Below are 23,611 nucleotides of genomic sequence, written 5' to 3' on the forward strand. Positions count from 1 at the left end.
TATGACCTGACAATAATCCTGACAGCGGGACGATTGCGCTGGTAGTACATAAAAATTACACTCACCGTTCCATAATCGGAACGATAAAGATGCAGGACCTCAACGATCTCTACTATTTCGCTCGCGTGGTCGAACACGGCGGGTTTGCCCCCGCTGCACGGGCACTGGGCGAGCCCAAGTCCAAGCTCAGTCGCCGGATCGCGGCGCTGGAAGAACGCCTGGGGGTGCGCCTGTTGCAGCGCTCCACCCGGCATGTCGGCGTCACCGAGATCGGGCGCATCTACCATTCCTTCTGCAAGGCCATGCTGGTGCAGGCGGAGGCCGCGCAGGACGCCATCGATGGACTGCGTGACGAGCCCTGTGGCACGGTCAAGCTGAGCTGTCCGGTCGCGCTGCTGGATGCCCGGGTGGCGACCATGCTGGCGGAATACCAGCGCCGTTACCCGCGGGTGCAGCTGCACCTGGACGCGACCAACCGACGCGTGGATGTCATCGAGGAAGGCTTCGATATCGCCATCCGCGTGGAGCCGCCTCCGCTGGAGGACAGCGACCTTGTCCTGCGCGTCCTGGCCGACCGGACCCAGCGGCTGGTGGCGAGCCCCGACCTGCTTCAGCGTGGGGGCTCGCCGCAGGTGCCCGCGGATCTCGCAGAACTCCCCAGCCTCGCACTGAGCCGGCCGCAGGTGCGCTATCAGTGGCACCTTGTCGGGCCCGACGGTGGCGAGGCCTGGATTGCCCACCAGCCGCGCCTGGTCACGCGCAGCATGACGGCCCTGCGGATTGCCGCCTGCCACGGGGTCGGTATCGTGCAGTTGCCGACCATGATGATGACCACGGAGCTGGCGGAGGGCCGTCTGCTTCCGGTGCTGGAGGACTGGGCCCCGCCGCGCGAAATCGTGCATGCGGTGTTCCCGTCGCGGCGCGGTCAGCTGCCGGCCGTGCGCGGCCTGATCGATCATCTGGCCGAAGGCTTTGCCGCTCTCGACGAGGATTGAGCTCTGCGGCGCGGCTGTCTGGACGTGCGGTCAGTCGCCATCGCGCCTCAGTCGACGGGGTGTTGCTTTGGTCGGCGGGGGCTACGAGTCAGTGTTGGCCCGATGCTCGACAGGTTGGGCGGTGTCGCTGACAATGGGGCCATGATCGCGTGGTGGGAGGGCCTGTTGCTGGTGGGAGCAGGGGGTGCGCTGGGGGGGCTGGCGCGCTTCTGGCTGTCGCAGTGGATCGACAACCGCACCGGGGGCGGCCGCTTCCCGTGGGGGACGCTGGTGGTGAATGCCTCCGGTGCGCTGCTGATCGGGCTGGCACTGGGATGGACCTCGGGGCCGGCGTGGACCTCCTGGCTCTGGCTGCTGCTGGTGGTGGGTGTGCTCGGCAGCTTCACCACGGTCTCCTCGTTCAGCCTGCAGGTGGTCGGGGTCGCCGAACAGGACGGGCTGCGCCCGGCGCTCGTCTATGTCCTGCTGACCCTGGGCGGGGGGCTGGCGCTGGTGGCCATCGGGCACGCACTGGGCCGCCTGGCGGGGGGCGCGGCGTGACCGGGTATTCGCTGCGTCTCTCGCTGTTCGTGGCGCTGGGGGCCGCGCTCGGCAGCATGGCGCGGTATGGCGTCTCCTGGACCGGGCTGCACCTGGCCGGCACTGGCTTTCCCTGGGACACGCTGGCCGTGAACGTGGCCGGATCGTGGCTGATCGGGCTGTATGCGGTGATCAGCGCGCCGGGCGGCTGCCGCCCGGCCGACCCGGTGTTTCGTCATTTCATGCTGGCGGGTGTTTGCGGCGGCTTTACGACCTTCTCGGTGTTCAGCCTGGAGAGCCTGTGGCTGGTGCAGACCGGGGATCCGGGCCGGGCCGCGCTCTATGTCGCCGTCTCCCTGGTGTTGTGGATTATCGGGGTGTGGCTGGGCAGCCGCATGGGACGGCGCCTGAACGCCGCGGCGGCGCAGGGTTGAACCCCGCGGGGCGCGAGACTGAGCGCCGGTTCACGACCCGCGCGTCGGGTGATTCCGGGGACGCTGGCGTGGCCCGGTCAACGGACCGGCGGGAGGGCGGGTGGTTCGATGCGGGTCCGGGTCGGGCCCGCGTGTTTCATCTGGCCGTGGAGCATGCGCGGGGTGGTGGTGCTCGCCCCGTTGTAACCCAGCACGCCGATCTTGGCGGCCGGAAAGAAGTTCAGGTTGATGTCCTTGAGGATGTATTTTTTCGGTGGGACGATCTTGCCTAAGCCGTTCATGGTGAAGATGTGCTGCGCCATGGTGTTCCTGAAAAACTCGATTTGGGTGGGGCGGCCAGGGAGCCCCCGCCGCGTGTCTGCGCACCTCACTAGTAGCGCACCCCGCAAGATGCCTTCACTCCCGGCCGGCGGACGTGGGTGGCCGCCGCGAAAGGTACTGCTGAGTGCGGGCGAAGCAATCGCTCACCTGTCCCGTTAAAATGTGACGGGCATCACAGGGATAGGCCCCTGCGGGCCGCATGACGTGATCAATAGGACCTGCCGCCTCTTATCCTTTTGCATAGGAGACGGCGTATCGAAATACCAAGGTATTCAATGGCGAAGCAACAGGAACGTGACATAGAAGGCGCCTCTCGGGTCGTAACCTTTTCCCGGCGTCCGGGATTCTCCGACGCGCTCGGTGCGCCTCTGCCAACGGATCAGTTCGCCTCGCTTGAGGAACTCCACTCCGAGGGGTTGGAAGAGGTCCTGGAACAAGCCACGTTGGCCTTTGTGGTGGATCTGGATTCGCTGTCTGGTGCGCTGGAACTGGTACGGGCGCTTCGCCGCCATCCAGGTTGGCAGTTGCGATTGATCTGGACCGAGGGGGATGCGGGCCCGGAGATTAAAGCCCTAACCGACGGGGAGTTTCGGACGGTGGACAACCCGCGCGAGCGGATTGAAAGCTGTGCCGCGCGCCTGGCGGCGGCGAACGGTGGACAGCCGATGCGCAGCCAGGACGAACTCCTGCTGTCGTTGTTGTGGAGTCACCCTTCGCTGAGTCTGCAGCCGCTGCGGGATTGGTCGGCGCCGGAACTTTATCGCTATCCGTTACTGGATGCGCTGCTGGAGGAAGACACTACCGAGTTCTGGCTGCGCGGGTTGAAGCATCGACGGTTGATTGAGGGACAGGACCTTGTCGACCGGGTGCGCCTGTGTCCGGGGTGTCGCCACGGACACCTCAGTTTTGTGGATGTGTGTCCGGAGTGCGACTCCTTGGATATACGGACCGAGTCGGGGTTGCATTGCTTCAGTTGCGGGCATGTCGGGCCGCAACGGCTGTTCCAGGACAACGGCATGCTGAGCTGTCCGAACTGTTCGGCGGTGTTGCGCCACATTGGCGAGGATTACGACCGTCCGCTGGAGAACCATGTATGCGGCAGCTGCCAGCATATGTTCATGGATGGGCGGGTGCTGGCTCGGTGCATGGCCTGCGGACAGGCGCATGACCCGAATGAGCTCGAGGCGTTTGGGATTTACTGCTACCGCCTGTCCGAAGCCGGGCGTCTGCTGGCGCGTACCGGTGATATTGGCGATCTCTATGGGGTCTTCGATGAGATCAACTACGTTACGCCGGAGCATTTCGAGTTTTCCTGTGACTGGCTTCTGAAGCTGCGCCAACGCCATGATGAGATGCGCTTTGGCCTGATTCTGTTGCACCTCAATGGCCTGGCGCGTGTGATCGACACCTTGGGGCATAGCCGGGGGGCCGCGCTGGTGGATGCATTTGCTGAGCGCGTCAAGGCACTGGTGCGCACCACGGATCTGGTCACTCGTACCGCCGATGACCGGATCTGGCTCTTGCTGCCGCAGACCTCTGCGGATGGGGTGGATGTGCTGGCCGGCCGTTTGGACCAGTTGATGGAGGACAGTGTCGAAGGGACCGGACTTGATCGGCTGGGGCGGGTGTATCACGAGTCTTCGTTCGGCATGAGCGAGGCAGAAAACGCAGCGGCCGTGATGGCGCGGATGGTCTCCCTCTCGCAATGACGGCAATCCTCGAATTTTTCGCCGAGGTGGCCACTATCCTCGGCGGGCTATTCTACGAGACGGATGCGCTGGCACTGGCGTACATGTTTATCCCGTTTGTGCTGTTTCTCGAGCTTCCTCTCAACCTGATGATCTGGCTGGGTGTGCTGCGCTACTACACGCGCCGGATCTATGCCGTTCCCACGCAATACCCCTTCACCCCGAGAGTGACCTGTGTTGTGACTTGCTACTCCGAGGGCGATGCGGTCAAGGGGACGGTGCGATCCCTTATAGAACAGATGTATCCGGGACAGATCGAGATCATCGCGGTAGTGGACGGGGCGGACCAGAATCCGAGTACGTTGCGCGCCTTGCGCGAGATGATGCCCGAGGTCGAACAGTACGCCAGTCGGCGTCTGGTGGTTGTGCCCAAGACGCCTCGAGGCGGGCGGGTTTCATCCCTCAATGCAGGATTGGCCATGGCGCGGGGTGAGATCTTGCTGGCGCTGGATGCGGACACCTCATTCGATAACACCATGGTGACCGAGGTCGCCGGGCATTTCCGCGATCCCAACGTGATTGCCGTGGCGGGTTCACTGCGAGTGCGGAACTGGCGGCGCAACCTGTTGACTCGGTTCCAGGCACTCGAATACATGATCACGATTCACCTGGCCAAAGTGGGGCTGGGAGAGTTGCACGGGGTGAACAACATCTCCGGTGCGTTCGGTGTGTTTCGGACCGAAATGGTGCGCAAGATCGGGGGCTGGACGACCGGGTCGGCGGAGGACCTCGACCTTACCCTGAGGCTCAAGCAGTACTTCGGCCGCTACCCGGGGTTTCGTATCGTGTTTGAGCCCCGAGCCATAGGGCACACCGATTGTCCTGAAACCTGGAAGGGCTTCCTGATGCAGCGTCTGCGCTGGGACGGGGATCTTTTTTATATGTACATGCGCAAGCACCGATCGGCGTTTTCGGTGCGGCAGATGGGCTTCTGGAATGTACTGCTGGGGGTGTGGTACGGCATGCTGTTTCAGATGGTCATGCCCGTCCTGATCGTGATGTACACGCTGTGGCTGGTCATCGCGGTGGCGCCTGCGGTTGTCGTGGCCACCTTTACGCTCATCATGGGTTTGTACGCGGTACTGACCTTCCTGATGTACATCACAGCCCTCGTGTTTATTTCGGAGCGTCGCAGCCGCGACGTGCGCCTGGCTTGGCTCATCCCGATCTTCCCCTTCTTCGCGATGATCATGCGGATCTGGTCACTGGTGGCCATCATCAACGAGTGGTGGCGTCATTCGAATCAGGAATCCTCCATGGCCCCCTGGTGGGTGCTCCGCAAGGGCAAGCGCTGATATGACGCTACGAATGCTTTCCATGGGTGTTTGCTGTCTGTTGGGGGTTGCCCTGGGTGGAAGCGTGGGCGCCGGGGATCGCTTGCCGGAGCTATTGGAGGACGCCGTTTATTCGCCCTCGTTGTTGGCGGAACAGGCCGAGGCCGATCGTTTGCGGGCACAACAAGATCGCCAGTATGAAAGCCACGGCTGGGAGCTGTTCGGCAGCGCAGGTGCGGGGCGTTTCGAAGAGCCTGTCGCCGCGGGTATTAACCGCCGTTACACCGGCACGAGCGCATCGGTTGGGGTGCAACGCCCCTTGCTGGGAAGCGACGAGGAGCAGCGGCGGGCATTTCTGCAGGCGCAAGGGGAGGCGGGGGCGGCCGAATACCGCTATCGGGAACAGCTCCAAGAGATCCGCCGCGATATCGCCGAGGCCTATGCCCGGGTTTGGCATGCCCGCCGTGTTCAGGCGCTTAGCCGTGCGCTGCAGTCGGTGGAGGCAGACCTCGAGGGCGCCCTGAGGGAACGCCGCGATCAGCAGGTGATGCGTGAGGACGAGATCGGACGTTTGCAGCAAACGCTCGACACTGCGCGCATGGATGCTGATCAGGCCGCGATCGATGAGGAAGAAGCCCTTCTTGAACTGGAGAGTCTGCTCGGACGCCCCGTCCATTTGCGGCAAGTGCCGGCCTGGTTCGATCCTGACCGGACGACCTGTCCGCTCCAGGAGGCCCATCAAGCGCCCGAGGTCAGGGCCGTAGAGGTGGAGCTGCAAAGCGCGGTGGACCGCGAGGAACTGACACGCTTTGATACGTTGCAGTCCAATCTGCAGTTTCGCTATTCGTCGACCTATGAAGACGACGTGAGCCGCTTGGGTGGCGGACTCGAGTTTATTTGGACCGTGTCGATCCCGTTGCGATCGTTCAGCGGCGATAGTCCTCTCCGGCGCGAGCTGCAAGCCGAACAGCGCCGCCTTGAACATCTCAAGACCGAGGCGCGCGGTTCCGTCCAGCAGCGCCAGAGTCTGGCCGAACGGCGACTCAGTGTTCACCAGCGCCGGCTAGAGAACCGGGCGGCCGAGGTCGATCGGGCTGCGCGGTCCCTTCGCGTGGCGCAGGATCGAACCGAAGAGGCCCTCGCGGTACCGTGGGAGGAGGTATTGCCCGCCCGCGCGGACTACTACCGCGCCGCCAAAGACTGGCTGGATGCCAGCCTGGAGATTTGGTTGGCGCAGGTTGGATGCGATCAGCTGGCAACGGATCAGCCGCGCAGCCTCGAGCGTGAGGCGCAGGCACGCCATCAGCTCGGAGAACCCGTGCAGGCCACACTCCCACTTAGCGGGCCGGCACGCCTTTATGTCTGGCAGAGCGAGCCGGTCATCACCGGCCGTGACACGGATTTCTGGCCCATCGTGGAACGAGCCGGCGTGGACCATGTCTGGTTGTCACTCGACCGTGACCAGATCGATCGGTACGGAGAGACCGCGACCGATCTGGAACGATTCCTGGGCGAGGCCGAAGGCAAGGGGGTCGATGTCGGCCTCCTTCTGGGCGAGCCCACCTGGACGCTGCCGGACTACCGCGATGATCTCCTGGACACCATCCGGGACCTGGCCCATATCGGGTTCAGCGATCTGCACCTGGATATCGAGATTGATCAGCTCGACTCCGAACCCCACGACCGCGATTGGCTCCTGGAGGAATGGCTGGCGACCGTCGCTGCCGCAACCGGAGTCTCTCCATGGCGGGTGGGCATTAGTGCGCATCCACGGGATTTTGGGCAGGCGGATCGCTGCTTGAGTTGCGAATTCGCCGATCGTGGCGTGGATGAGATCGCGCTGATGGCCTATGTGACGCGCCCCGCGAGCCTGCGAGATCGCCTGGAGCCCATCCTCGCACGCGAACCGGGACTGGACTGGGTGCTGGCGCAAAGTGTGGAGCGGGTGTTGCCGCCGGAGAACAGCTGGTTCCAGCACGGCTGGTCGGCCATGCGCGAGGGATTGCAGGCGGCGTTGGAGCCACTGGGACAGTCGCAGCTCCCGATCGCCATCCAGAGTTATTCGGATTTGAAGGACATGTGGGCAGATGAAGATTCGCTTTGATGGTAACGAGCGGCGGCGAGCAGGCCAGGACTCAGGGCTGCGCGTTCGCTATGGGCCCGCGCGGAGGGCGGCGTTCCGCCTGCGCTGGTATCTGATCCTGCTACTGGTGGCCAGTCCGGTCCTGTACTTCCTGTACTCGCTGATCAGTGACCAAGTATCGACCGAGGTCCCGGCGATGATTTGGTATCCGCAGCACCAACTTCTGGCTCGGGTCCCGGGGTTTGTCGACTCGGTCGAAGTCGAGCCCTGGGACCGCGTGACTCAGGGTGATCAGGTCGTGGCGCTGCGGAGTCCGGAACTGACCAGCAAACTGCTGCAGGTTGAGGTGGATCTCGTGGATTTGCGGCAACGCGTGGCGCATTCAAGACGCGAGCAACAGTCGGACCTGGAGCGACGGATCGGTCTCCTGGAGGTCAATTTGGCCGACCTTCGCGACCACGAAGAACGCCTGGGTCGCTTGATTGAACGGGGGTCGGCCAATCAGGGGGAATGGATACCGATTCGCTCCGAGCGGGGGCGGCTCGAAGAGCGCCTGGCCGAGCTAGAAGGCGACTTGCAAAGCCTTCCGGAGGTCGATTCTGTCGCCACCTGGCCCGATACCATGCAAATTCGCCACGCCCAGCTCCAATCTGAACGGGCTGGGCTTGAGCAAGAGCGGGCCTTGCTGGTGAAAGAGGCCGAGTTGGATGGCGTGATCACGGAGCAGCTCATCGAGCCCGGGCAGTTCGTGAACGTTGGAACCCCCTTGTTGCGTTACAGCGGCACCCGGCTGCGTATCGTGGCGTACATCGAGCCGCGCCATCTGGAGCGGCGAATCGTCCCCGGTCGGGAGGTGACGCTCATCCTCCCCGACCGCACGCAGCGGGCGGCGGTGGTGCGGGACACCTTCGGTGCGGCAAATCGACTGCCCGCCGAGTTGCGAACGGGCATTGGGGATGGTCAGAGTGCGGTACCTGTGATCGTGGAGCCGGAAGAGGCCTTGCCCGAGATTTGGCGAGTGGATCGTCTGCCGGTTCGAGTGAAGTTCTGAATCCGACAGTTGGCGGGGCGTGGACAACCTGTTGAGGGCGATCTCCGGCAAGTGCTGTGCCGAGCGCGATACGTCTCCGGGGAATTTTCCTGCAGCCAGTGAGTCTATTTTAAGATTCCACAATCAGGAGGTTCCCATGTCTCGATGGATTGCAACAACCGCTCTGGCGGTTGCCGGCCTTTTCGCTTCTTCTGCCATGGCTGCGGAGAAGGTCACGCTAGAGCACGACGACCTGACGCTGGTCGGGCATATGAAAGAGGGCATGGGGGCCAGTCCGTCCGATGGCGTGGTGCTGATGCTTCACGGCACCCTGGCCCATGGCCGAATGGAGGTAATGGCTGCGGTGCAGGACCTCCTGGCCGACCACGGGCTGAATTCCCTGTCCATCAATCTTAGCTATGGCATCGATGCCCGCGAAGGGATGTTTGAATGCGACGCCCCAGTGCGCCACGGTATCGATGATCACATGCAGGAAGTGAGCCTGTGGCACCAGTGGCTGCAGGATGAGGGGTATGGCCCCGTGACCCTGTTCGGGCATTCCCGCGGTGCCAACCACATGGCGCGCTATCTGACCGCGCACGAACCGGAGGACATCAAGGGGCTGGTGCTGGTGGCAGCGTCCACCTTCGACGAGGAAGAGGCCGCCGCCGAGTACGAGGAGCAGGCCGGGACGCCACTGCAGGTGCTGCTGGACCGTGCCAAGGAGCTCCAGCGCATGGATCAGGAAGAGACCCTGATGGAAGACGTGCGCTTCCTCTTTTGCGAGGAACTGGACGTCACCCCGCGCGCCTTCCTGGGCTCCTACGAGCCGACCAGCGAGAACGACACTCCGACTGTCATTCGTGGCATTCAGACCCCGACATTGGTGATTGTGGGTTCCGAGGATGACGTGGTGCCGGATCTGCCGGAGAAGGTCGAGGCGGTGAAGGACTCTGGCGATATCAGCGTCATGACGGTGGACGGTGCGGATCACTTCTTCCGCGACTTCTTCGCCGATGACGTGGCCGACTTTGCGGCGGACTTCATCAACCAGCAGTGATCGCTACGCTTTGACCCTGAAGGCCGGTTCCGGGCTTGGAGCCGGCCTTTTTTGTGCGCGCCCATCCGCCTCTGATTGCTACGGCAGCAAGGTCAGGTAGAGGCCGAGCAGGGCGCTGGCGAACAAAAGGCCGATGGTCTCCCAGCGGGTTAATACGCGTTCGGCGGCCTCCAGGCGTGCGCGCCAGAGCAAGCGGATGCCACGCAGGCGTGCCGGAATGCGGCGCGGCCGTGGAGGGGGCAGGGCCAGGCTCCGGCGCTTGTGCCGGGCCGTCCTCCAGGCGGCCTCCATCAGGATCGCAAGGTCGCCTTCCGGCAGGCGTGGGTTGGCGCGGTCCCGCACACGAAGATAGGTGAGCCATCCAAGTCCGAGCCCGAGGGCGATGGGCCAGAGTAGGCTGAATCCAAACAGATCGTGGACCTCGGCAGGCAACGCGCCGGGTGCGGTCCAGACGATCCAGATCGGGATCAACAGCGCCATCAGGGCGAGACTCCCCCAGGCCCACCACCGGCTATGGTCGAGTCCCTCGATGGGCGCCTGGAGTCCGGCTCGCCAGCGCCACAGAAAGCGCAGCAGCACGAGGGTGGTTGCGGTGGCGGCCAGGGTCAGCAGCAGCTCCGTGTGGGCCAGCCAGCCCGGCAGGGCCTCGGCGTCCAGTGGTCCCTTGAGGACATTCTTGGCTACTGCGCCGCTGGTCAGAGGGGCACCGACCAAGGCCGCGGCCGGTAACAGGACGAACAACGCGAACAGACGGCTGGCCAATGGCCCGGTCGGCCGCTGATCCTGCATGCCGGCCGCCAGGAACAGCGCCCCCTTGGCCAGCCCGTGGTGAACGGCGTAGAGCGTGACCGCGGCCAGCAGCCAGCCACGGACTTCCGGCAGCAGCAGGGCCAGTCCGATGCCCGTTGTCATCAGGCCCATCTGCGAGATGCTGGAGTAGGCCAGGATGGTCTTCGGACGGACCTGAAGTGCGCCGATCACTGCCCCGAGGAAGGCCGCGGTGAGGCCCAGTGCGACCAGGAGCTCGCCCAGAATCATATGACCCGTGGCGTCAAAGGGGAGCAGGCGCATCCAGCCGAGCAGGCCCGCCTTGATCATCGCCCCGGATAGTACCGCGCTGGCGGGCACCGGGGCTGCTGGGTGAGCCAGTGGTAGCCAGAAATGCAGGGGTAGCATGCCGGCCTTGATTCCGAGTCCCAGGACCAACAGTGCGAGTGCCCAGCCTTCGGGGCGCGCCGCCGCGACCGCCGCAAGCCCCGATTGCCCGGCCGCATGGACGGCCAGGACCAGGCCCGCGAACAGCAGCACCTCGCCCAGCACCGCGAGAATCAGATAGATGCGTCCGGCCCGCCAGGCCTCGGGTTTGCCCGAATGTACGACGAGCCCGTACGCGGACAGGCTCATGAGCGCGAAGAACAGATAAAAGTTCAGGGCGTCCTGCGCAAGGATCAACCCCAGGTTGCCGGTCAAGGCCAGCAGCCAGAACACGTAGAAGCGATGGCGCTGAGGGTCCTGGCCGCGATCGCCTAGCGCGAACAGGCCGGCGGCCAGCCACAGTCCGGCGGTCAGGGCAAGGAAGGCCCGGCCGGTCGGGTCGAGGGCCAGCTGCGTCCCCATCAACAGGCCATCGATCGAGGCCTCGAGACCGGGCGGCGCGAATGCGGCGAGCAACAGCCCAGGCAGTGCGACCCAGGGCACCAGATGGTTGAGGCGAGTTCGGCCCGGACGCAGCCCGATCAGTACCGCTAGCATCAGCGGTAGCAAGGGGACGGTGAGGAGCAGCGCGGCCGTCACAGGCTGAACTCCGGGAGGGAATAGTCGCGTTGCACGATCAGGCTAACCCAGCCCAGCGGGCTCAGGCCCAACCCGGAGAACAAGCCGACGGCCATGCCCAACACGGCCGTGAAGACGACCGGGAACAACAGCATCCAGTGGGTCTCGAAGCGGGTCGGACCCGCGTGATCTCTTAGGGGTTCGTGCCAGGGTTCGCGGCGTTCACCCAGCCAGCCGCGGATGATCGGGGGCAGGAAATAGGCCGCATTCAGCAGGCTGCTCAGCACCAGGACGCCGAGTACCCAGTGGGCCTCGGCCTCCAGTGCCCCCAGCCCCAGGTGCCACTTGGTCACGAACCCGGCCAGCGGCGGCAGGCCGATCATGCCCAGCCCCCCGAGCGTAAAGGCGAGCATGGTCAACGGCATGCGCCGCCCAATCCCGTTGAGCTCGCTGATGCGGTGAATCCCCAGGGTCTCGGCGAAGTTGCCCGCGCAGAAGAACAAAGTGATCTTGGTGATGCCCTGGTGCACCAGGTGTACCAGTCCCCCGATGATCCCGAGCGGTCCCGCCAGTGCCACCCCCAGGATGATGTAGGAGACCTGGCTGACGGTGGAGAAGGCCAGGCGTTGTTTCAGGTCGTCGGCCCGTAATGCCTGGATGGACCCGTAGATAATGGTGAAGGCCGCGACGACCAGAAGTCCGGCCGTCAGCCCCAGCTCGATCGCGAGCTCCGCGCCATAGACGTCGTTGACCACGCGGATGATGCCGAAGGCCCCGGCCTTGACCACGGCCACCGCATGCAGCAGCGCACTCACCGGGGCCGGCGCCACCATGGCGATCGGCAGCCAGGAATGCAGGGGAAACAACGCAGCCTTGACCCCGAACCCGATCATCAGCAGCACGAACAGCACCTGGAGCGAGAGGGCGTGGGTCTCGCTCAGGTCACCCAGGTAGCCACCCGGCGTGAAGCCCTCGGCCCCGGCCAGGAGGGTAAGCCAGACGATGGCAGTGAACAGCACGAGCCCGCTGGTCAAGGTGTAGCCAAGATAGAGCCGGCCGGCCCGCAACGCGGCTGGGGTCCCGCGGTGGACCACCAGTGGCCAGGTCGCCAGGGTCAACATCTCGTAGAAGATCAGGAAGGTGATCAGGTTGCCGGATAGCGCGATCCCCACCGTGGCGCTGACGCACAGCGAAAAGAATCCGAAGAAACGGCTGCGCCGAGGGGATCCCTCCAGGTAGCCGATCGCGTAGACCGTGGTCACGAACCACAGCACCGCGGACAGCGAGGCAAATAGCAGCGAGAGGGCATCCGCAGCCAGCACCAGGTCGATCCCCGGCATCAGGGGCAGGCTGAATTGGTACTCGTCGCCGCGCAGGACCCCGGCCAGCAGAACGCCGACCAGGACCAGCTTGATACCCGCACCGCCAAGGTTCAGCGTGATGCGCAGTCGGTGCCGGTGTTCCGGCAGGAAGAAGATCGCGATCCCCGGCCCGAGGGAGCTGAACAGGATCGCGAGTAGCAGCCAACCGCCATCCATTACGGGGCCCCTGGGGTCAGCGTGAGGGTGTGCAGGGTCAGGGTGCCGGCAAAGCCGGCCAGGGCGGCGACCGTTGCGAGACCCAGCGGAACCCAGTCCATCCAGGGCGAGACCGCTTCACCTGCGCGCTCAGGGCCGCGATGGAACGCCGGGGCCACCATGCGCAGCACGTAGGCGGCGGCCAACAGGCCGCCGCCGGCGATCGCCACCACCCACAGCACGCCAATCACGCTTCCCGCCAAGATCGTGCCCAGGCCGGCCTCCAGCAACAGGTACTTGGCGATGAAGCCGCCGGTAAACGGCAGTCCCATCAGGCTGACGCCGGCCAGTCCCAGGGCAAAGACCGTTCGCGGTCGGGCGCGCAGCACGCCGCCCAGTTCCGCCAGGCGGTCATGGCCAGCGGCATGTTGCAGGGTCCCAGCGGCCAGGAACACCGAGGCCTTGGCCAGGGCGTGTACCACCGCGAAGAACACCACCACGCGCCACGCGCCGGGATCGACCAGCATCAGCGGAAAGGCCACGAGCAGATAGCCGAATTGAGCAACCGTGGAGTAGGCCACAATCGACTTCAGGCGCCCGGCACGCAGGGCCTGCGCGGAGCCCCAGGTCAGGGCGGCAACCCCCAGCAGGCCAATCAGGATGCCGAAGGCCGGCGTCGCCAGTGGGGCGAATACGCCCATCCACAGGCGCAAAAGGAGATAGAACGACCCGGTGACCACCAGGCCCGACAGCACTGCACTGACTGGAGCGGGGGCGGAGCCATGGGCCGGCGCCAGCCATACATGCAGTGGGAATAACGCCGCCTTCAACATCAGCCCGGCCGTCATCAGTACCGCCGCCATGCGCTCGGTGGGTCCCGCCTCGCTGCGCGCCTCCAGCAGCACCAGATCGAGCACCCCGTGCTCGCCAAACAGCAACACCACGCCCATGAGGAAGCTGAGCGATCCGAGAATATTGATCAGCAGGTAGCGCACGGCGCCGGAGACGGCCGCGGCCGTCCCGGTGAAGGCGACCAGCGCGACCGCGGATAGCGAGACCACCTCCAGGGTAATGTACAGATTGAAGGCATCCCCGGAGAGGAACAGCATGTTCAGCCCGGCCCAGAGCCACAACCAGAGGGGCCAGAACTGGCGCCGTTCGATGCGGTCGTGGATATAGCCCAGGTTGTAAAGGCTGGTCGCCAGCGCCACGATGGTCGTCAGTACCAGCAGGGTCATGGAGAGTCCGTCCAGGTGCAGCATCAGACCCAGAGGCGCCTCCCATCCACCCAGTGCCACGCGGGTTGCGGCGGCCTCGGCCTCGGGCCCTGCCGCCACGAACAGCGCGCTGAGTCCGAGCACCCAGGCGAATACCGCCAGGGCCCCGAATAGCCCAATACGATGCGCCTGGCGCGGCCAGGCGGTGGCCACTACGGCGACCGCCAGCGACAGGCCGACCAGTCCGGCGATGGCCGTCGGCAACCACGTGTCAGGGGCCTCGATCACGGGTTGCGGTCCTGATCCGGGTGCGGTGCGGCAGGCCCGCCGTCGGCGTGGTGTTCCTCGCGCGAGATGTCCTCCACCGGGGCGTCGTCGTCCGGTGGGCCGGGCAGCATGACCGCATGACCGGTCAGGCGGGTGAGGTGTACGACCAGGGCCAGGGCGAAGGCGGTGGCACTGACCGCGACCACGATGCCGGTCAGCGTAAGTGCTTGCGCCACCGGATCGGGCGGGCCCTCGCCGCGGGCGGCAACCCCGAGCAGGACCATGAATACACCCGAGCCCATGATGTTCAGAGCGAGGATGCGCAGCACCAGGTGATGTCGTCGGATCAGTCCGTACAGCCCCAGGGCAAACAGGATGGCACCGCCAGTCGGATACAGCAGGCCCGGGGCCAGCGTATGCGCGAGTTCGGCCAGACCGTTCATGCATCATCTCCCGCCGGGCGCCCGGCCACGAACAGGGCGACCAGGGTCAGCGCGATGGAGAGTGTCGCGGCGACCTCGATCAGGATGATCAGTGGATAGGCCCAGGCGTCGGCATAGCCCAGGAATCCGTGCCCAGCGCCCAGGCCGTACAGCCCCACGAGCAGGAACAGTGCGACTCCGGCAGTAATTCCCAGGCGCAGAGGAATGCCCGGCGCCATTGGCAACTGCCGGGGCCGCGCCAGCACCAGGAGGATACCCGCCGCGCCGAGGATCGCCCCGGCCTGAAAGGCCCCGCCGGGCGCGTGACTCCCGGCCCAGAGCACGTATACCCCGGTGACGATCGCCACCGGGACCAGAAGCCGCAGCGTGCCGGGCAGGATCGGCCCCGGTGCCGGGCGCGCCGGGATCAGGTCATGACGCCCCAGGGACCAGGCGCCCAGCAGCGCGATGAGCACGATCGCCAATTCCAGGAAGGTGTCATAGGCACGGAAGTTCAGTAGTACCGCCGTGATCGGGTGATCGACACCGGAGACATCCATGTGGGCATCGACGACGGGCTCCAGCCCGGTGGATTGCGGCTGATGCCACAAGGCAGTCACCAGCAGGCTGCCCACCACCAGCGCAAAGATCATCGCCGGGAAGAAGCTGTGGCGTTCGGGTGGTGGGTCATGCAGCGCGCGTAGCAGGGCATGCGGTCCGCTTGGGTCGGGCGGGGGTGTGTGGGGTCGCCCGCTACGGCGCTCCGCCATGATGCTGCGCAGGCGTTCCAGTGTGACCAGGAGCAGGGCCCCGGTGATGCCGGCGCCGATCGCGGCCTCGGCCAGCGCGATATCCGGGGCCTCCAGGCGCACCCAGGCCAGGGCCAGCAACAGCCCGAAGGTGATAAACAGCACCACCGCCCGGAACAGATCCGTGCTTGCCAGGCAGCGCCAGGCCACCCCGATGATCCCGGCCAAAAGGACCAGATCGAAGATCACCAGCAGCAAGCTCATCGGTCCGACTCGAACTCCCCGTGGGTCCAGGTGCGCTGGGCAACCATGTGCGCGGCGGTGGTCCCGGCGGCTAGGACCAGCACCCAGATCAGTATCAGTTTGAGGATGTCCGCCGGCCCGCCCGCCTGGAACATCAGTCCGAGGATGACCAGGCCCAGCCCGACGTTGTCGGCCTTGGTCAGCGCGTGCAGTCGCGAGTAGACATCCGGGAAGCGCAGCAGCCCGGCAGTTCCCGCTGCGAAGAAGACCAGTCCCGCGAGTACCAGGATGACGGTCAGGGTGTTAGCGATCATCGCGGGGGGGGGCATCTTCGGGATGCTGACGATGGACAGGTGTATCCGGCGGTTCCGGCAAGCCGTGCTGACGGACAAAGGCGACGGCCGCGACCACGGCCAGCAGCGCGAAGACCAGGGCCACATCCACCAGGGCCGATTCGCCCAGGGCGATCGACAGCAGGAGCAGGATGGTCACACCGGTGGTGCCGAACAACTGTGCCGCGAGCATGCGGTCGCCGGAGCCCGGACCGCGCAGGACCCGGATCAGGCCAAGCAGGATGGTGGCGAGCAGGAATAGCGCGGCCGCCAGATAAAAAGCACTCATGCGTTCTTCTCCTCGTGAGGTCCCCGTTCCTTGCGCGGGTCGCGGAAGGCCGCCCGGATGCGCCCCTCAAGGGCGATCAACGCGGATCGGGTGTCCGCATTACGGTCCAGCACATGAAGCGTCAGCAGGCGCCCCTCCAGGCGCACGCTAAGCGTACCCGGCAGCAGACTCACCACCGCCATGAACAGCGTCAGTGGCGGGCCGTGGGCCAGCTCGCTGCGGTATGTGACAAAGGCCGGCTCGATCGGCAAACGCGGGTGCAGGGCCCGGCGAGCAACATCCAGCCCACCCACGAAGGAGCTGCGCAGGAAGAATCCCAATAGCACAGGGATGGCTCGCGGCCGCAGCGGCAACGGGCGCCTGACTGGCAGCAACAAGCTGGCGACGCCCGCCAGAAGCATCGCCAGCAGGGCCAGCGGCTCAAGCAGGGCCTCCGGGCCGGCCAGAATCCACCACAAGAATGCCGCGCCCGCTGCGGTCGCCAAGGCTCGCCGGGCGCGCGAGCGTGTGCGGCCGGCGAAGCGGGTTTTGGTGGGTCCCGATCGGGTCGTGGGTGTCATTCTGTGCAGGTGGTGCAGACCGCGTTGGCTGAACCCCTAAAGTTCGTTACTCGCGTCGGTAAAGCCCATCAGGGAGATGTCGAACACAAACGGCTGTTCCTGTTGCAGTGCGCGGAAGGCCACGGTCAGCGCGCGTCCCCCGCGCAGTGCGCTCATTTGGTCGCTGCTGAGTTCACGGCCCGCCACACAACCCTGCTGCACGCAGGTCACGAATCCGGCATCCATTTCCTCGCCGGCATCATCGACCTGCATGCGGATGCCGGGGCGCAGGTCCACACCCAGCGGGACCAGTACCTCAATCACGTGCTGGTCGCCTTCACGGCGGACCGTGGCCTGCAGGAATAGCCCCTGTGCCTGTTCGTCCTGGATCTCGAGCGTCTGCTGCATACGACAGCGCTCGCCTTCCTGGGTGTCGAAACAGGCGACCTCCCAGTCCTGGTGGATTGTGGTCTCCGGTTCCTGCTGCTGCATTTGTTGCTGCATCTGCGGATCGGCCTGCTGGGCCTGCGCCAGGCCGGGCAGGAGAAGAAACAGGGCCGGGATCAGGCCCGCGCGCAGGGGGCGGATAGTCATTCGGTGTGCTCCGGAACATGTATTAAGCCGTACAGAATGGCCAATGGCGACCCTCGGTCGCAACCATTGAGGGTGTTAGGGGAACACTGATCAATGTACGCGCTCGCGTTCACGCCCGTTTCTGTCAACAACGGGCGGCCGAGCCCCTTTGGGGTTGGCACCCCAGGTTCCCCGATCCTGCGGTGCGCAGCCGGTAGAACCACTATCGGCTGCGCACCGCGCCTGGTCTGGGAAAACCTGGGGTACCTGCGCGAGCGCGTACATTGATCAGTGTTCCCCTAAAACGAGACCGCGGTGGCAAACGCAGGTTCAGTTCGCGCGGTAACAGTCAGTGAAGGCGCAGAGGCCCGGTGGCAGCCAGGTCGGGAAGTCGGAGTTGCGGGTGGGCATTGTGCTTCCAGCACTTGGTCGTGGTAGCCGGCGTTGTCGAAGTCGTGGCGTTTGGCAATGGCCCACCAGCGCAGGTTGGTCGCTGGTGCAGTTCGGTGTGCGGTGCCTTCGTAGCGCAATCCGGCGAATTACCGTGAGATAACGTGCTGGGTTTCAGGTTGCAAAGCTATTGGCGATTGCGACCGGTTGTTAGCGTTGTTTAGGCCAATCAGGGACTTATCAAAGCGGAGCGGCTGCTCTTGGCGCGGGGAGCAGATGGCCGCACTCAGGGACTGACTGCCCCGCAGTGCGCTCATCGGCGGCCCTTTAAGTGCCTATCCCCGCAGCCCTGCTGTACGCGTGTCGCTTAAGGAGACGCTGATTGAATCGCACGTCCGCGTTGGTGCCCCCCAGTTTTGAGCCAAAGCGTTCCGAGACAAGGCGCGTCGTGCAGCGGGTAGTGGTTCTACCCGCCCGTTTCTGATGGATTCGGGGCGCAACGCAGGATCGGGGAACAGGGGGCACCAACCCGACAAGTGATTGAAAGAGCGGGCTCGGCCGCCCGTTGTTGATCAAAAACGGGCGCGCGCACGGCGTTGCGGTTCCCTTGTGCAGAGTGACTGCACGGCAGTCACCGCCCCCTGTTCGCACGCAAAAGCGACTCGAGCGCGAACGTGCACATGACTCAAAGTTTACCTCGATCTGCAACGTCCGCTTTGTCCGCCCGCGCTCGCCTTGCGGGGTCCTGAACAGGTGGTGGCCTCCCAGTGTTTTTTTAGACCCAGCTCCCCGGTTCCGGCTGCACAGTGCGTCTGCGGCTCCTCGGGGTACTCTACGTTGTCATCCCTTGCTGGCACGGGGACGGTCGACGACCGTCAGGGCACGCTCGTCAAAGAGGGCCGCGGCGGACTCGCCAAAAAGTGTGGATGGCCATGCCTAATTTCAGGGTTTTCTTCCACGTTGGCATAGGGGCTTACTATGCCTTTGACCAAAGGCTTTTCGTTAATGTGGTCCCGGTTCTCAGGCATTGGTTAACCTGTTTTTACTTCCCGGGTTGTACGAAGCGCTGCAAATGGTAGTGAGAGGTAAACCTCGATCCTAATATGGATTGCCATCTTCATGTATTAAAAAAATTTCACGTTCTTATTTTTTTCTCGAGCCTGTGGCTGTTCATTACAAATGCAGAGACACCGTGTTCCTCGAATCCATTTTCGTTCCACGAGGCTGGGAATGCGGATAGAGATTACCGTGCCAATACTTTAGGTTGAGTGAAGGAGTCCGGGATGTTCTTCAGGAACGTTTTGATCGTTTTGGGATTGGTTCTGGTGGTGGTCCCGGCTGGCGCGGACACACGGCAAGGACTTTCGTTCTTGGTGACTGATCAACATAGCGAGCCATTGGCGAATGCTGTCGTTTATGCTTTGCCTGATAATGACAAGGGTTCTGCATCGCCAGCGATTATGGATCAGGTGGACCACGCATTTGTTCCGCATGTGCTCCCAGTGCAGCGTGGAGCAGCAGTCGACTTCCCGAACAGTGACGATGTTCGGCATCACGTGTATTCGTTTTCTGAAGCAAAGACATTTGAACTGCCACTCTATTCAGGAGTGCCGTCGGATCCGGTTGTCTTCGATCAAGCTGGTGAAGTGGTTTTGGGGTGCAACATCCACGACCAGATGCTGGGCTACATTTACGTAGTCGAGACCTCAGTGTTTGCGCGATCAGGTCCCGATGGCCGAGTTCGGCTCGATGGTTTGCCCGCAGCGGCAACGGCGGTGCATTTCTGGCATCCGCGGTCTGATGGGCCTTCTAAAGTGATTGAACTTGCGGATCTGATCGATCGAGATGAGTCGGTCATCGACGTTGAGATCTCGGTCAGTCCGGAGCGTGATCGACATCACGATCATGGGCATGCCGGTGACAGCGAAGCTAGTGATTCGCCCGGCCTAGAAGACCGATTCCGTCGCTTCCGAACCCGTGAGTAGTTAAAGGTGCTAAGCAGTTTCGCAACCCGGATTTTTCTTTCCATGGCGGTCGTCCTGCTACTGGTTGTGACCGGAGGGACGCTCGCCGTGACGACCGTTGCCCAGAATTCGGCCCTGGAGCAGGGCCAGCAAGCGCTTGATCGTGCAGCGGCCGTTTTCGAGGAGCTGGTGCTTGCCGACCTCTTAAAGGCGGTGCAAAACGCTGAGCTCACCTCGAGGGATTTCGGGTTCCGCGAGGCTGTAGCGAGCCGTGATACGGCGACCATTCGGTCAGCGCTAGACAACTTTGGCGATCGGGTGAATGCCGATTTTGGTTTCGTTCTCGATGCGGATGGTCAAGTCATGGCATCGACGGATGATCGCGCGGTCCCTGAGGGGGAGGCGTTTCCCGAAGCGGTTCTGATTGGCCAGGCGCGGCGCCTGGGCGGGTCGGCGGGGGTATATGAATTAGATGCCAGAGCCTTCGAGACGGTTCTTGTGTCGGTCGATGCGCCGCGAAGAATCGGTTGGGTAGGCTTCGGGTTTCAGATTGGCGATGACTACGCTCAACGTATCAAGAAGCTTACAGGCCCGCACGTGAGTGTCTGGTCTTCGGATGAAGAGAGCTCGGCTGCGCTCGCAGACTCGCGGCGTTCGCTGGGCGAACAAGTCAACCGAAAGCGTCCGTATACCTTAGAATCTGATGATGATGGCTCATCTGTAAGAACGAGACTTTTTGGTTTTTCGGACGATAAGCTGGCTCGTGTAGTCAGCCTTGACCCCACGCATGCGGGCGCACCGATGGTCCTGCTCGAGAAGGATATGCGGGAAGTCATGAGCGCTTTTTTCGCGCTACGGAATCAAATGGTGCTTGTTGGTGCGTTTGCGTTGCTGCTGGCGATTCTTTTTGCGTTGTGGATGGGAAAGCTCATCTCGCGGCCCATCGCTGATTTAGCCGGGCGGGCGCGCGAGATCGCCGACGGTTCCTACGATACGCCGGTGCCCACGCGTCGCCGGGACGAAGTGGGGCAACTTGGGCGCGCCTTTAATGCGATGAGCGAGGCCGTTCGCGATCGTGAAGACAAGCTATTGTTTCGACTTTATCATGACGCTCTGACGCAGCTTCCCAATCGCACGCGCCTGGCTATCGATCTGGCGGATACGTTGGCGACCCTGGGTCCGGAGCGCAGGCTGACGGTGGCGCTGATCGATCTGCGGGACTTTGGTGAGATCAACAACGTGATGGGGCCGGATGTTGGCGACCGAGTGCTGCAGGCTGTCGCGCAGCGACTGTCCGAGCTCGACCCCTTGTTGGTGGCGCGGATCGGTGGAGATGTCTTTGTCTGGGTATCCGACCGCGAGGCCGCCGGATGCGGTTCCGAGGGGGAGAGGCTTCTTGAACGGCTAAACGGAGCATACGCCTTCGACCAAGCCAAGGTTCAGCTTGAGGTGGCTGTCGGCCTACTGAGTGTGCCGGAGGATGGCGACTCGGTAGAAGCCATCTTGCGTCGGGCCGACATCGCGCTAAACCGCGCCAAGCATGATCGGCAGCCGTTTGGCGTCTACGCTGCGGGCGAAGAGAACCGCTACCTGCGATCGCTGGAGATTGTCGCCGCCCTGCGCCAGCTTGCGGAAGCACTTCAATCCCCAGAAGGTGTTAGCCAGCCCGGCATCGGACTGCATTTGGCGTATCAGGCGAAATTGAATCTAGCCCAGGGGAACGCCAATCAGGCGGAGGCGTTGCTTCGATGGACACACCCGACACTAGGGAACATTTCGCCGGCCGAGTTCATTCCTCTCGCTGAACAGTCGGGGACGATCACCGAACTGACCGATTGGGTGCTAGGGCAGGCTGTCGCTCAGATCGCCGCGTGGCAGGCAGGAGGGCTGGACATACGACTTTCGATCAACCTCTCGGGTAGAGACCTCCAGGATGAACGTCTGGCGACACGGATGGATGGTATTCTGCGCGCCCATCGCGTGTCGGGTGACCGATTGGTGGCTGAGGTGACTGAAACGTATCTAATGGAAGATTTGGAGCAGGCGCTGGCGACGGTGGCTGCACTCAAGTCTCTGGGTTTGGCGATTTCAATCGACGATTTTGGCACCGGGTATTCTTCCCTCGCCCAGCTGCAACGTGTCCAGGCGGACGAGTTGAAGATCGACCGCGAATTTCTGCTTCGCCTTGATGACAGTGCTGACGGCTGGAAAGTCGTCCAGTCCATGATTCGTGTTGGTCACGATTTCGGCATGACCGTCGTCGCCGAAGGTGTCGAGACGGACATCGTTCGCGAGCAGCTTGCAAGCTTGGGGTGTGATTATGCTCAAGGCTTCGGTATCGCGAAGCCGATGTCCGCGCGTGCCTACAAAGAATGGATGACCACTCCGCCTTAGGCGACAAAGCTGAGACAAAAATCAAATAGGGGAGAACGCAGTGATGATGCACTGGCGCAGATTAGTGGCTGGATGGACGGCAGGAATGACGCTGATCGCGGTTTCCGTTCCGGTATCCGCAGATACTGGGGGGCGGTTGCTGGCGACAGGTGGTGGAACCCAGATTGAGGGTGCTGCCGGTGGAGGACTCGTCCCCTGGGCTGTGATCGCGGGCTATGGGGCCGAGGACGAGTTTGGCGCAGATGCGACGGTCTCATATGCCACCACGCGCGACCTCGATCTCTCGGTATTGGCGCTTAGCGTGGGATTCGATAATCGCTTCGAACTCAGCTTCGGGCATCAGCGTCTTGACGTGGGTCCGCTAGATACTCAGGTGCGGCAGAACGTATTTGGGGCCAAGATGCGACTCGCCGGCGATTTGATCTACACGGATATGCCACAGATTTCTTTAGGGGTGCAGCACAAACGTCAGCAGGATTTCGTGATCCCTTCTGCGCTGGGGGCGCGTTCGAGTTCTGGTACCGATGTCTACCTGTCGGCTAGCAAACTCTTCCTGGCGGGACCGGGTGGCCGCAGTCTGTTGCTGAACGGTACTGTCCGGGCCACGAATGCGAACGAGACGGGGCTCCTGGGATTCGGGGGTGCAGAGAACGATAGCCACCGGCTGGTCGGGGAGGCCTCTGCGGCCCTGTTTCTGAGTCGCAACACTGCCATTGGCGTTGAGTATCGGCAGAAGCGAGCGAATCTCTCGGGGGTCGACGAGGATGACTGGTGGGACGTGTTTATCGGGTATTTCCCGAACAAGAACTTCTCGGTCATCGGCGCATTCGTGGATCTCGGTTCGGTAGCGGGTCTGGAACGTCAGTCCGGGGCTTACGTGTCCCTCCAGGCGAGCTTTTAGGGGAATACCGATGAATCGATGGGTAGCCAGCGTCGCGGCGAGCATGGTCGCACTGTCCTTGATCGCTCCGGCGCAGATCTTGGCGGACGAATCTGAGCGCGATGACCGACTGTTTCAGCAACTTGGAGGGATGGGTGGCATTGACCTCATCGTTGAGGAGCTGTTGGTCGAAATTTCGCGCGATTTGCGCATCGTGGAACAGTTCGCCGAAACGAACGTCGAGCGCTTCAGGCGTCTTCTGGTTGAGCAGATCTGCGATATTTCGGGCGGTCCCTGTGAATACTCCGGAGACAGCATGGAGCTTGTGCATGGCGGCATGGAGATTACCGAGGCCGAGTTCAACGCCCTAGTGGAAAATCTCATCACCGCGATGGATACGGCGCGTGTCCCGCTTGCCGCTCAAAACCGTCTGCTACGGAAGCTGGCAGAAATGCGTTCTGACATTATTCATCAGTAATTTGCGACGTTCTGCCTTGCTTAGGGAGACGCTGATTTAATCGCACGTCCGCGTTGGTGCCCCCTGTTTCCCGAGGCAAGGCGCGTCGTGCAGCGGGTAGTGGTTCTACCCGCCCGTTTT

General features: G+C 63.4%; 21 protein-coding genes and 1 pseudogene. 12 read left to right on the plus strand and 10 right to left on the minus strand.

Annotation, left to right across the window (positions count from 1 at the left end; all coding sequences use genetic code 11):
• Positions 1 to 89: 89 nt before the first annotated feature.
• From F462_RS01565 to crcB (F462_RS01575), 3 genes are all read left to right on the plus strand, one after another.
• Positions 90 to 995, plus strand: a complete 906-nt coding sequence (locus tag F462_RS01565; RefSeq protein WP_038051125.1) for a LysR family transcriptional regulator — start codon at positions 90 to 92, stop codon at positions 993 to 995.
• A gap of 102 nt (positions 996 to 1,097) precedes the next feature.
• Positions 1,098 to 1,535, plus strand: a complete 438-nt coding sequence (gene crcB / locus F462_RS01570; protein ID WP_038051127.1) for a fluoride efflux transporter CrcB — start codon at positions 1,098 to 1,100, stop codon at positions 1,533 to 1,535.
• A complete protein-coding gene (gene crcB, locus F462_RS01575; protein WP_038051128.1) occupies positions 1,532 to 1,948 on the plus strand; it encodes a fluoride efflux transporter CrcB in 417 nt (138 codons plus the stop codon). Before crcB (F462_RS01570) ends, crcB (F462_RS01575) begins: the two co-directional genes overlap by 4 nt.
• Before the next feature lie 77 nt (positions 1,949 to 2,025).
• Here the strand turns inward: crcB (F462_RS01575) and F462_RS14040 are convergent.
• Positions 2,026 to 2,136 (minus strand): annotated as a pseudogene (locus F462_RS14040) (isoaspartyl peptidase/L-asparaginase); the annotation flags it as partial.
• A 408-nt stretch (positions 2,137 to 2,544) separates the two neighbouring features.
• Between F462_RS14040 and F462_RS01585 the strand changes: the two are divergent.
• The 5 genes from F462_RS01585 (at position 2,545) to F462_RS01605 (ending at position 9,464) form a co-directional block, all read left to right on the plus strand.
• A complete protein-coding gene (locus tag F462_RS01585) occupies positions 2,545 to 3,978 on the plus strand; it encodes a TackOD1 domain-containing metal-binding protein (protein WP_038051130.1) in 1,434 nt (477 codons plus the stop codon).
• A complete protein-coding gene (locus tag F462_RS01590; RefSeq protein WP_038051131.1) occupies positions 3,975 to 5,312 on the plus strand; it encodes a glycosyltransferase family 2 protein in 1,338 nt (445 codons plus the stop codon). Before F462_RS01585 ends, F462_RS01590 begins: the two co-directional genes overlap by 4 nt.
• A gap of 22 nt (positions 5,313 to 5,334) precedes the next feature.
• A complete protein-coding gene (locus F462_RS01595; RefSeq protein ID WP_038051132.1) occupies positions 5,335 to 7,395 on the plus strand; it encodes a TolC family protein in 2,061 nt (686 codons plus the stop codon).
• A complete protein-coding gene (locus F462_RS01600) occupies positions 7,379 to 8,425 on the plus strand; it encodes an HlyD family secretion protein (protein ID WP_038051134.1) in 1,047 nt (348 codons plus the stop codon). Before F462_RS01595 ends, F462_RS01600 begins: the two co-directional genes overlap by 17 nt.
• A gap of 136 nt (positions 8,426 to 8,561) precedes the next feature.
• A complete protein-coding gene (locus tag F462_RS01605) occupies positions 8,562 to 9,464 on the plus strand; it encodes an alpha/beta hydrolase (protein WP_038051135.1) in 903 nt (300 codons plus the stop codon).
• 78 nt (positions 9,465 to 9,542) lie between these two features.
• Here the strand turns inward: F462_RS01605 and F462_RS01610 are convergent, their stop codons facing one another.
• From F462_RS01610 to F462_RS01650, 9 genes are read right to left on the minus strand one after another with little or no spacing between them, the layout of a single operon-like run.
• Complete coding sequence (locus F462_RS01610) at positions 9,543 to 11,258, minus strand: complex I subunit 5 family protein (RefSeq protein WP_038051137.1); 1,716 nt, start codon at positions 11,256 to 11,258, stop codon at positions 9,543 to 9,545.
• A complete protein-coding gene (locus F462_RS01615; RefSeq protein ID WP_038051138.1) occupies positions 11,255 to 12,775 on the minus strand; it encodes a complex I subunit 5 family protein in 1,521 nt (506 codons plus the stop codon). The genes F462_RS01610 and F462_RS01615 overlap by 4 nt, the downstream gene beginning before the upstream one ends.
• The gene (locus F462_RS01620) at positions 12,775 to 14,259 is read right to left on the minus strand and encodes a complex I subunit 5 family protein (protein WP_038051139.1); all 1,485 of its coding nucleotides are present in this window, start codon (positions 14,257 to 14,259) and stop codon (positions 12,775 to 12,777) included. The genes F462_RS01615 and F462_RS01620 overlap by 1 nt, the downstream gene beginning before the upstream one ends.
• Complete coding sequence (locus tag F462_RS01625; protein WP_038051142.1) at positions 14,256 to 14,681, minus strand: NADH-quinone oxidoreductase subunit K; 426 nt, start codon at positions 14,679 to 14,681, stop codon at positions 14,256 to 14,258. The genes F462_RS01620 and F462_RS01625 overlap by 4 nt, the downstream gene beginning before the upstream one ends.
• Positions 14,678 to 15,673: a hydrogenase subunit MbhD domain-containing protein gene (locus F462_RS01630; RefSeq protein WP_038051144.1), complete on the minus strand. Its 996-nt coding sequence runs from the start codon at positions 15,671 to 15,673 to the stop codon at positions 14,678 to 14,680. The genes F462_RS01625 and F462_RS01630 overlap by 4 nt, the downstream gene beginning before the upstream one ends.
• Positions 15,670 to 15,966: a cation:proton antiporter gene (locus tag F462_RS01635; protein WP_018141587.1), complete on the minus strand. Its 297-nt coding sequence runs from the start codon at positions 15,964 to 15,966 to the stop codon at positions 15,670 to 15,672. The genes F462_RS01630 and F462_RS01635 overlap by 4 nt, the downstream gene beginning before the upstream one ends.
• Positions 15,956 to 16,273: an MrpF/PhaF family protein gene (locus F462_RS01640; RefSeq protein ID WP_038051146.1), complete on the minus strand. Its 318-nt coding sequence runs from the start codon at positions 16,271 to 16,273 to the stop codon at positions 15,956 to 15,958. Before F462_RS01640 ends, F462_RS01635 begins: the two co-directional genes overlap by 11 nt.
• Positions 16,270 to 16,833: a Na+/H+ antiporter subunit E gene (locus tag F462_RS01645; protein WP_038051148.1), complete on the minus strand. Its 564-nt coding sequence runs from the start codon at positions 16,831 to 16,833 to the stop codon at positions 16,270 to 16,272. Before F462_RS01645 ends, F462_RS01640 begins: the two co-directional genes overlap by 4 nt.
• 36 nt (positions 16,834 to 16,869) lie before the next feature.
• Positions 16,870 to 17,406, minus strand: coding sequence for an invasion associated locus B family protein (locus F462_RS01650; protein WP_038051155.1), 537 nt, complete (start codon positions 17,404 to 17,406; stop codon positions 16,870 to 16,872).
• A 1,652-nt stretch (positions 17,407 to 19,058) separates the two neighbouring features.
• Here F462_RS01650 and F462_RS13045 point away from each other — a divergent pair.
• The 4 genes from F462_RS13045 (at position 19,059) to F462_RS01670 (ending at position 23,491) form a co-directional block, all read left to right on the plus strand.
• On the plus strand, positions 19,059 to 19,760 hold the full coding sequence (locus tag F462_RS13045; RefSeq protein WP_244270833.1) for a methylamine utilization protein: 702 nt from the start codon (positions 19,059 to 19,061) through the stop codon (positions 19,758 to 19,760).
• A gap of 42 nt (positions 19,761 to 19,802) precedes the next feature.
• Entirely contained in the window at positions 19,803 to 22,133 is a 2,331-nt protein-coding gene (locus F462_RS01660; RefSeq protein WP_244270834.1) for a putative bifunctional diguanylate cyclase/phosphodiesterase, read from the plus strand.
• A gap of 85 nt (positions 22,134 to 22,218) precedes the next feature.
• On the plus strand, positions 22,219 to 23,034 hold the full coding sequence (locus tag F462_RS01665) for a DUF3034 family protein (protein ID WP_038051159.1): 816 nt from the start codon (positions 22,219 to 22,221) through the stop codon (positions 23,032 to 23,034).
• A 10-nt stretch (positions 23,035 to 23,044) separates the two neighbouring features.
• Complete coding sequence (locus tag F462_RS01670) at positions 23,045 to 23,491, plus strand: group I truncated hemoglobin (RefSeq protein WP_038051160.1); 447 nt, start codon at positions 23,045 to 23,047, stop codon at positions 23,489 to 23,491.
• The last annotated feature ends 120 nt before the right edge of the window (positions 23,492 to 23,611 follow it).

The sequence above is a fragment of the Thioalkalivibrio sp. ALJ1 genome (assembly GCF_000745395.1).
GTDB lineage: Bacteria > Pseudomonadota > Gammaproteobacteria > Ectothiorhodospirales > Ectothiorhodospiraceae > Thioalkalivibrio.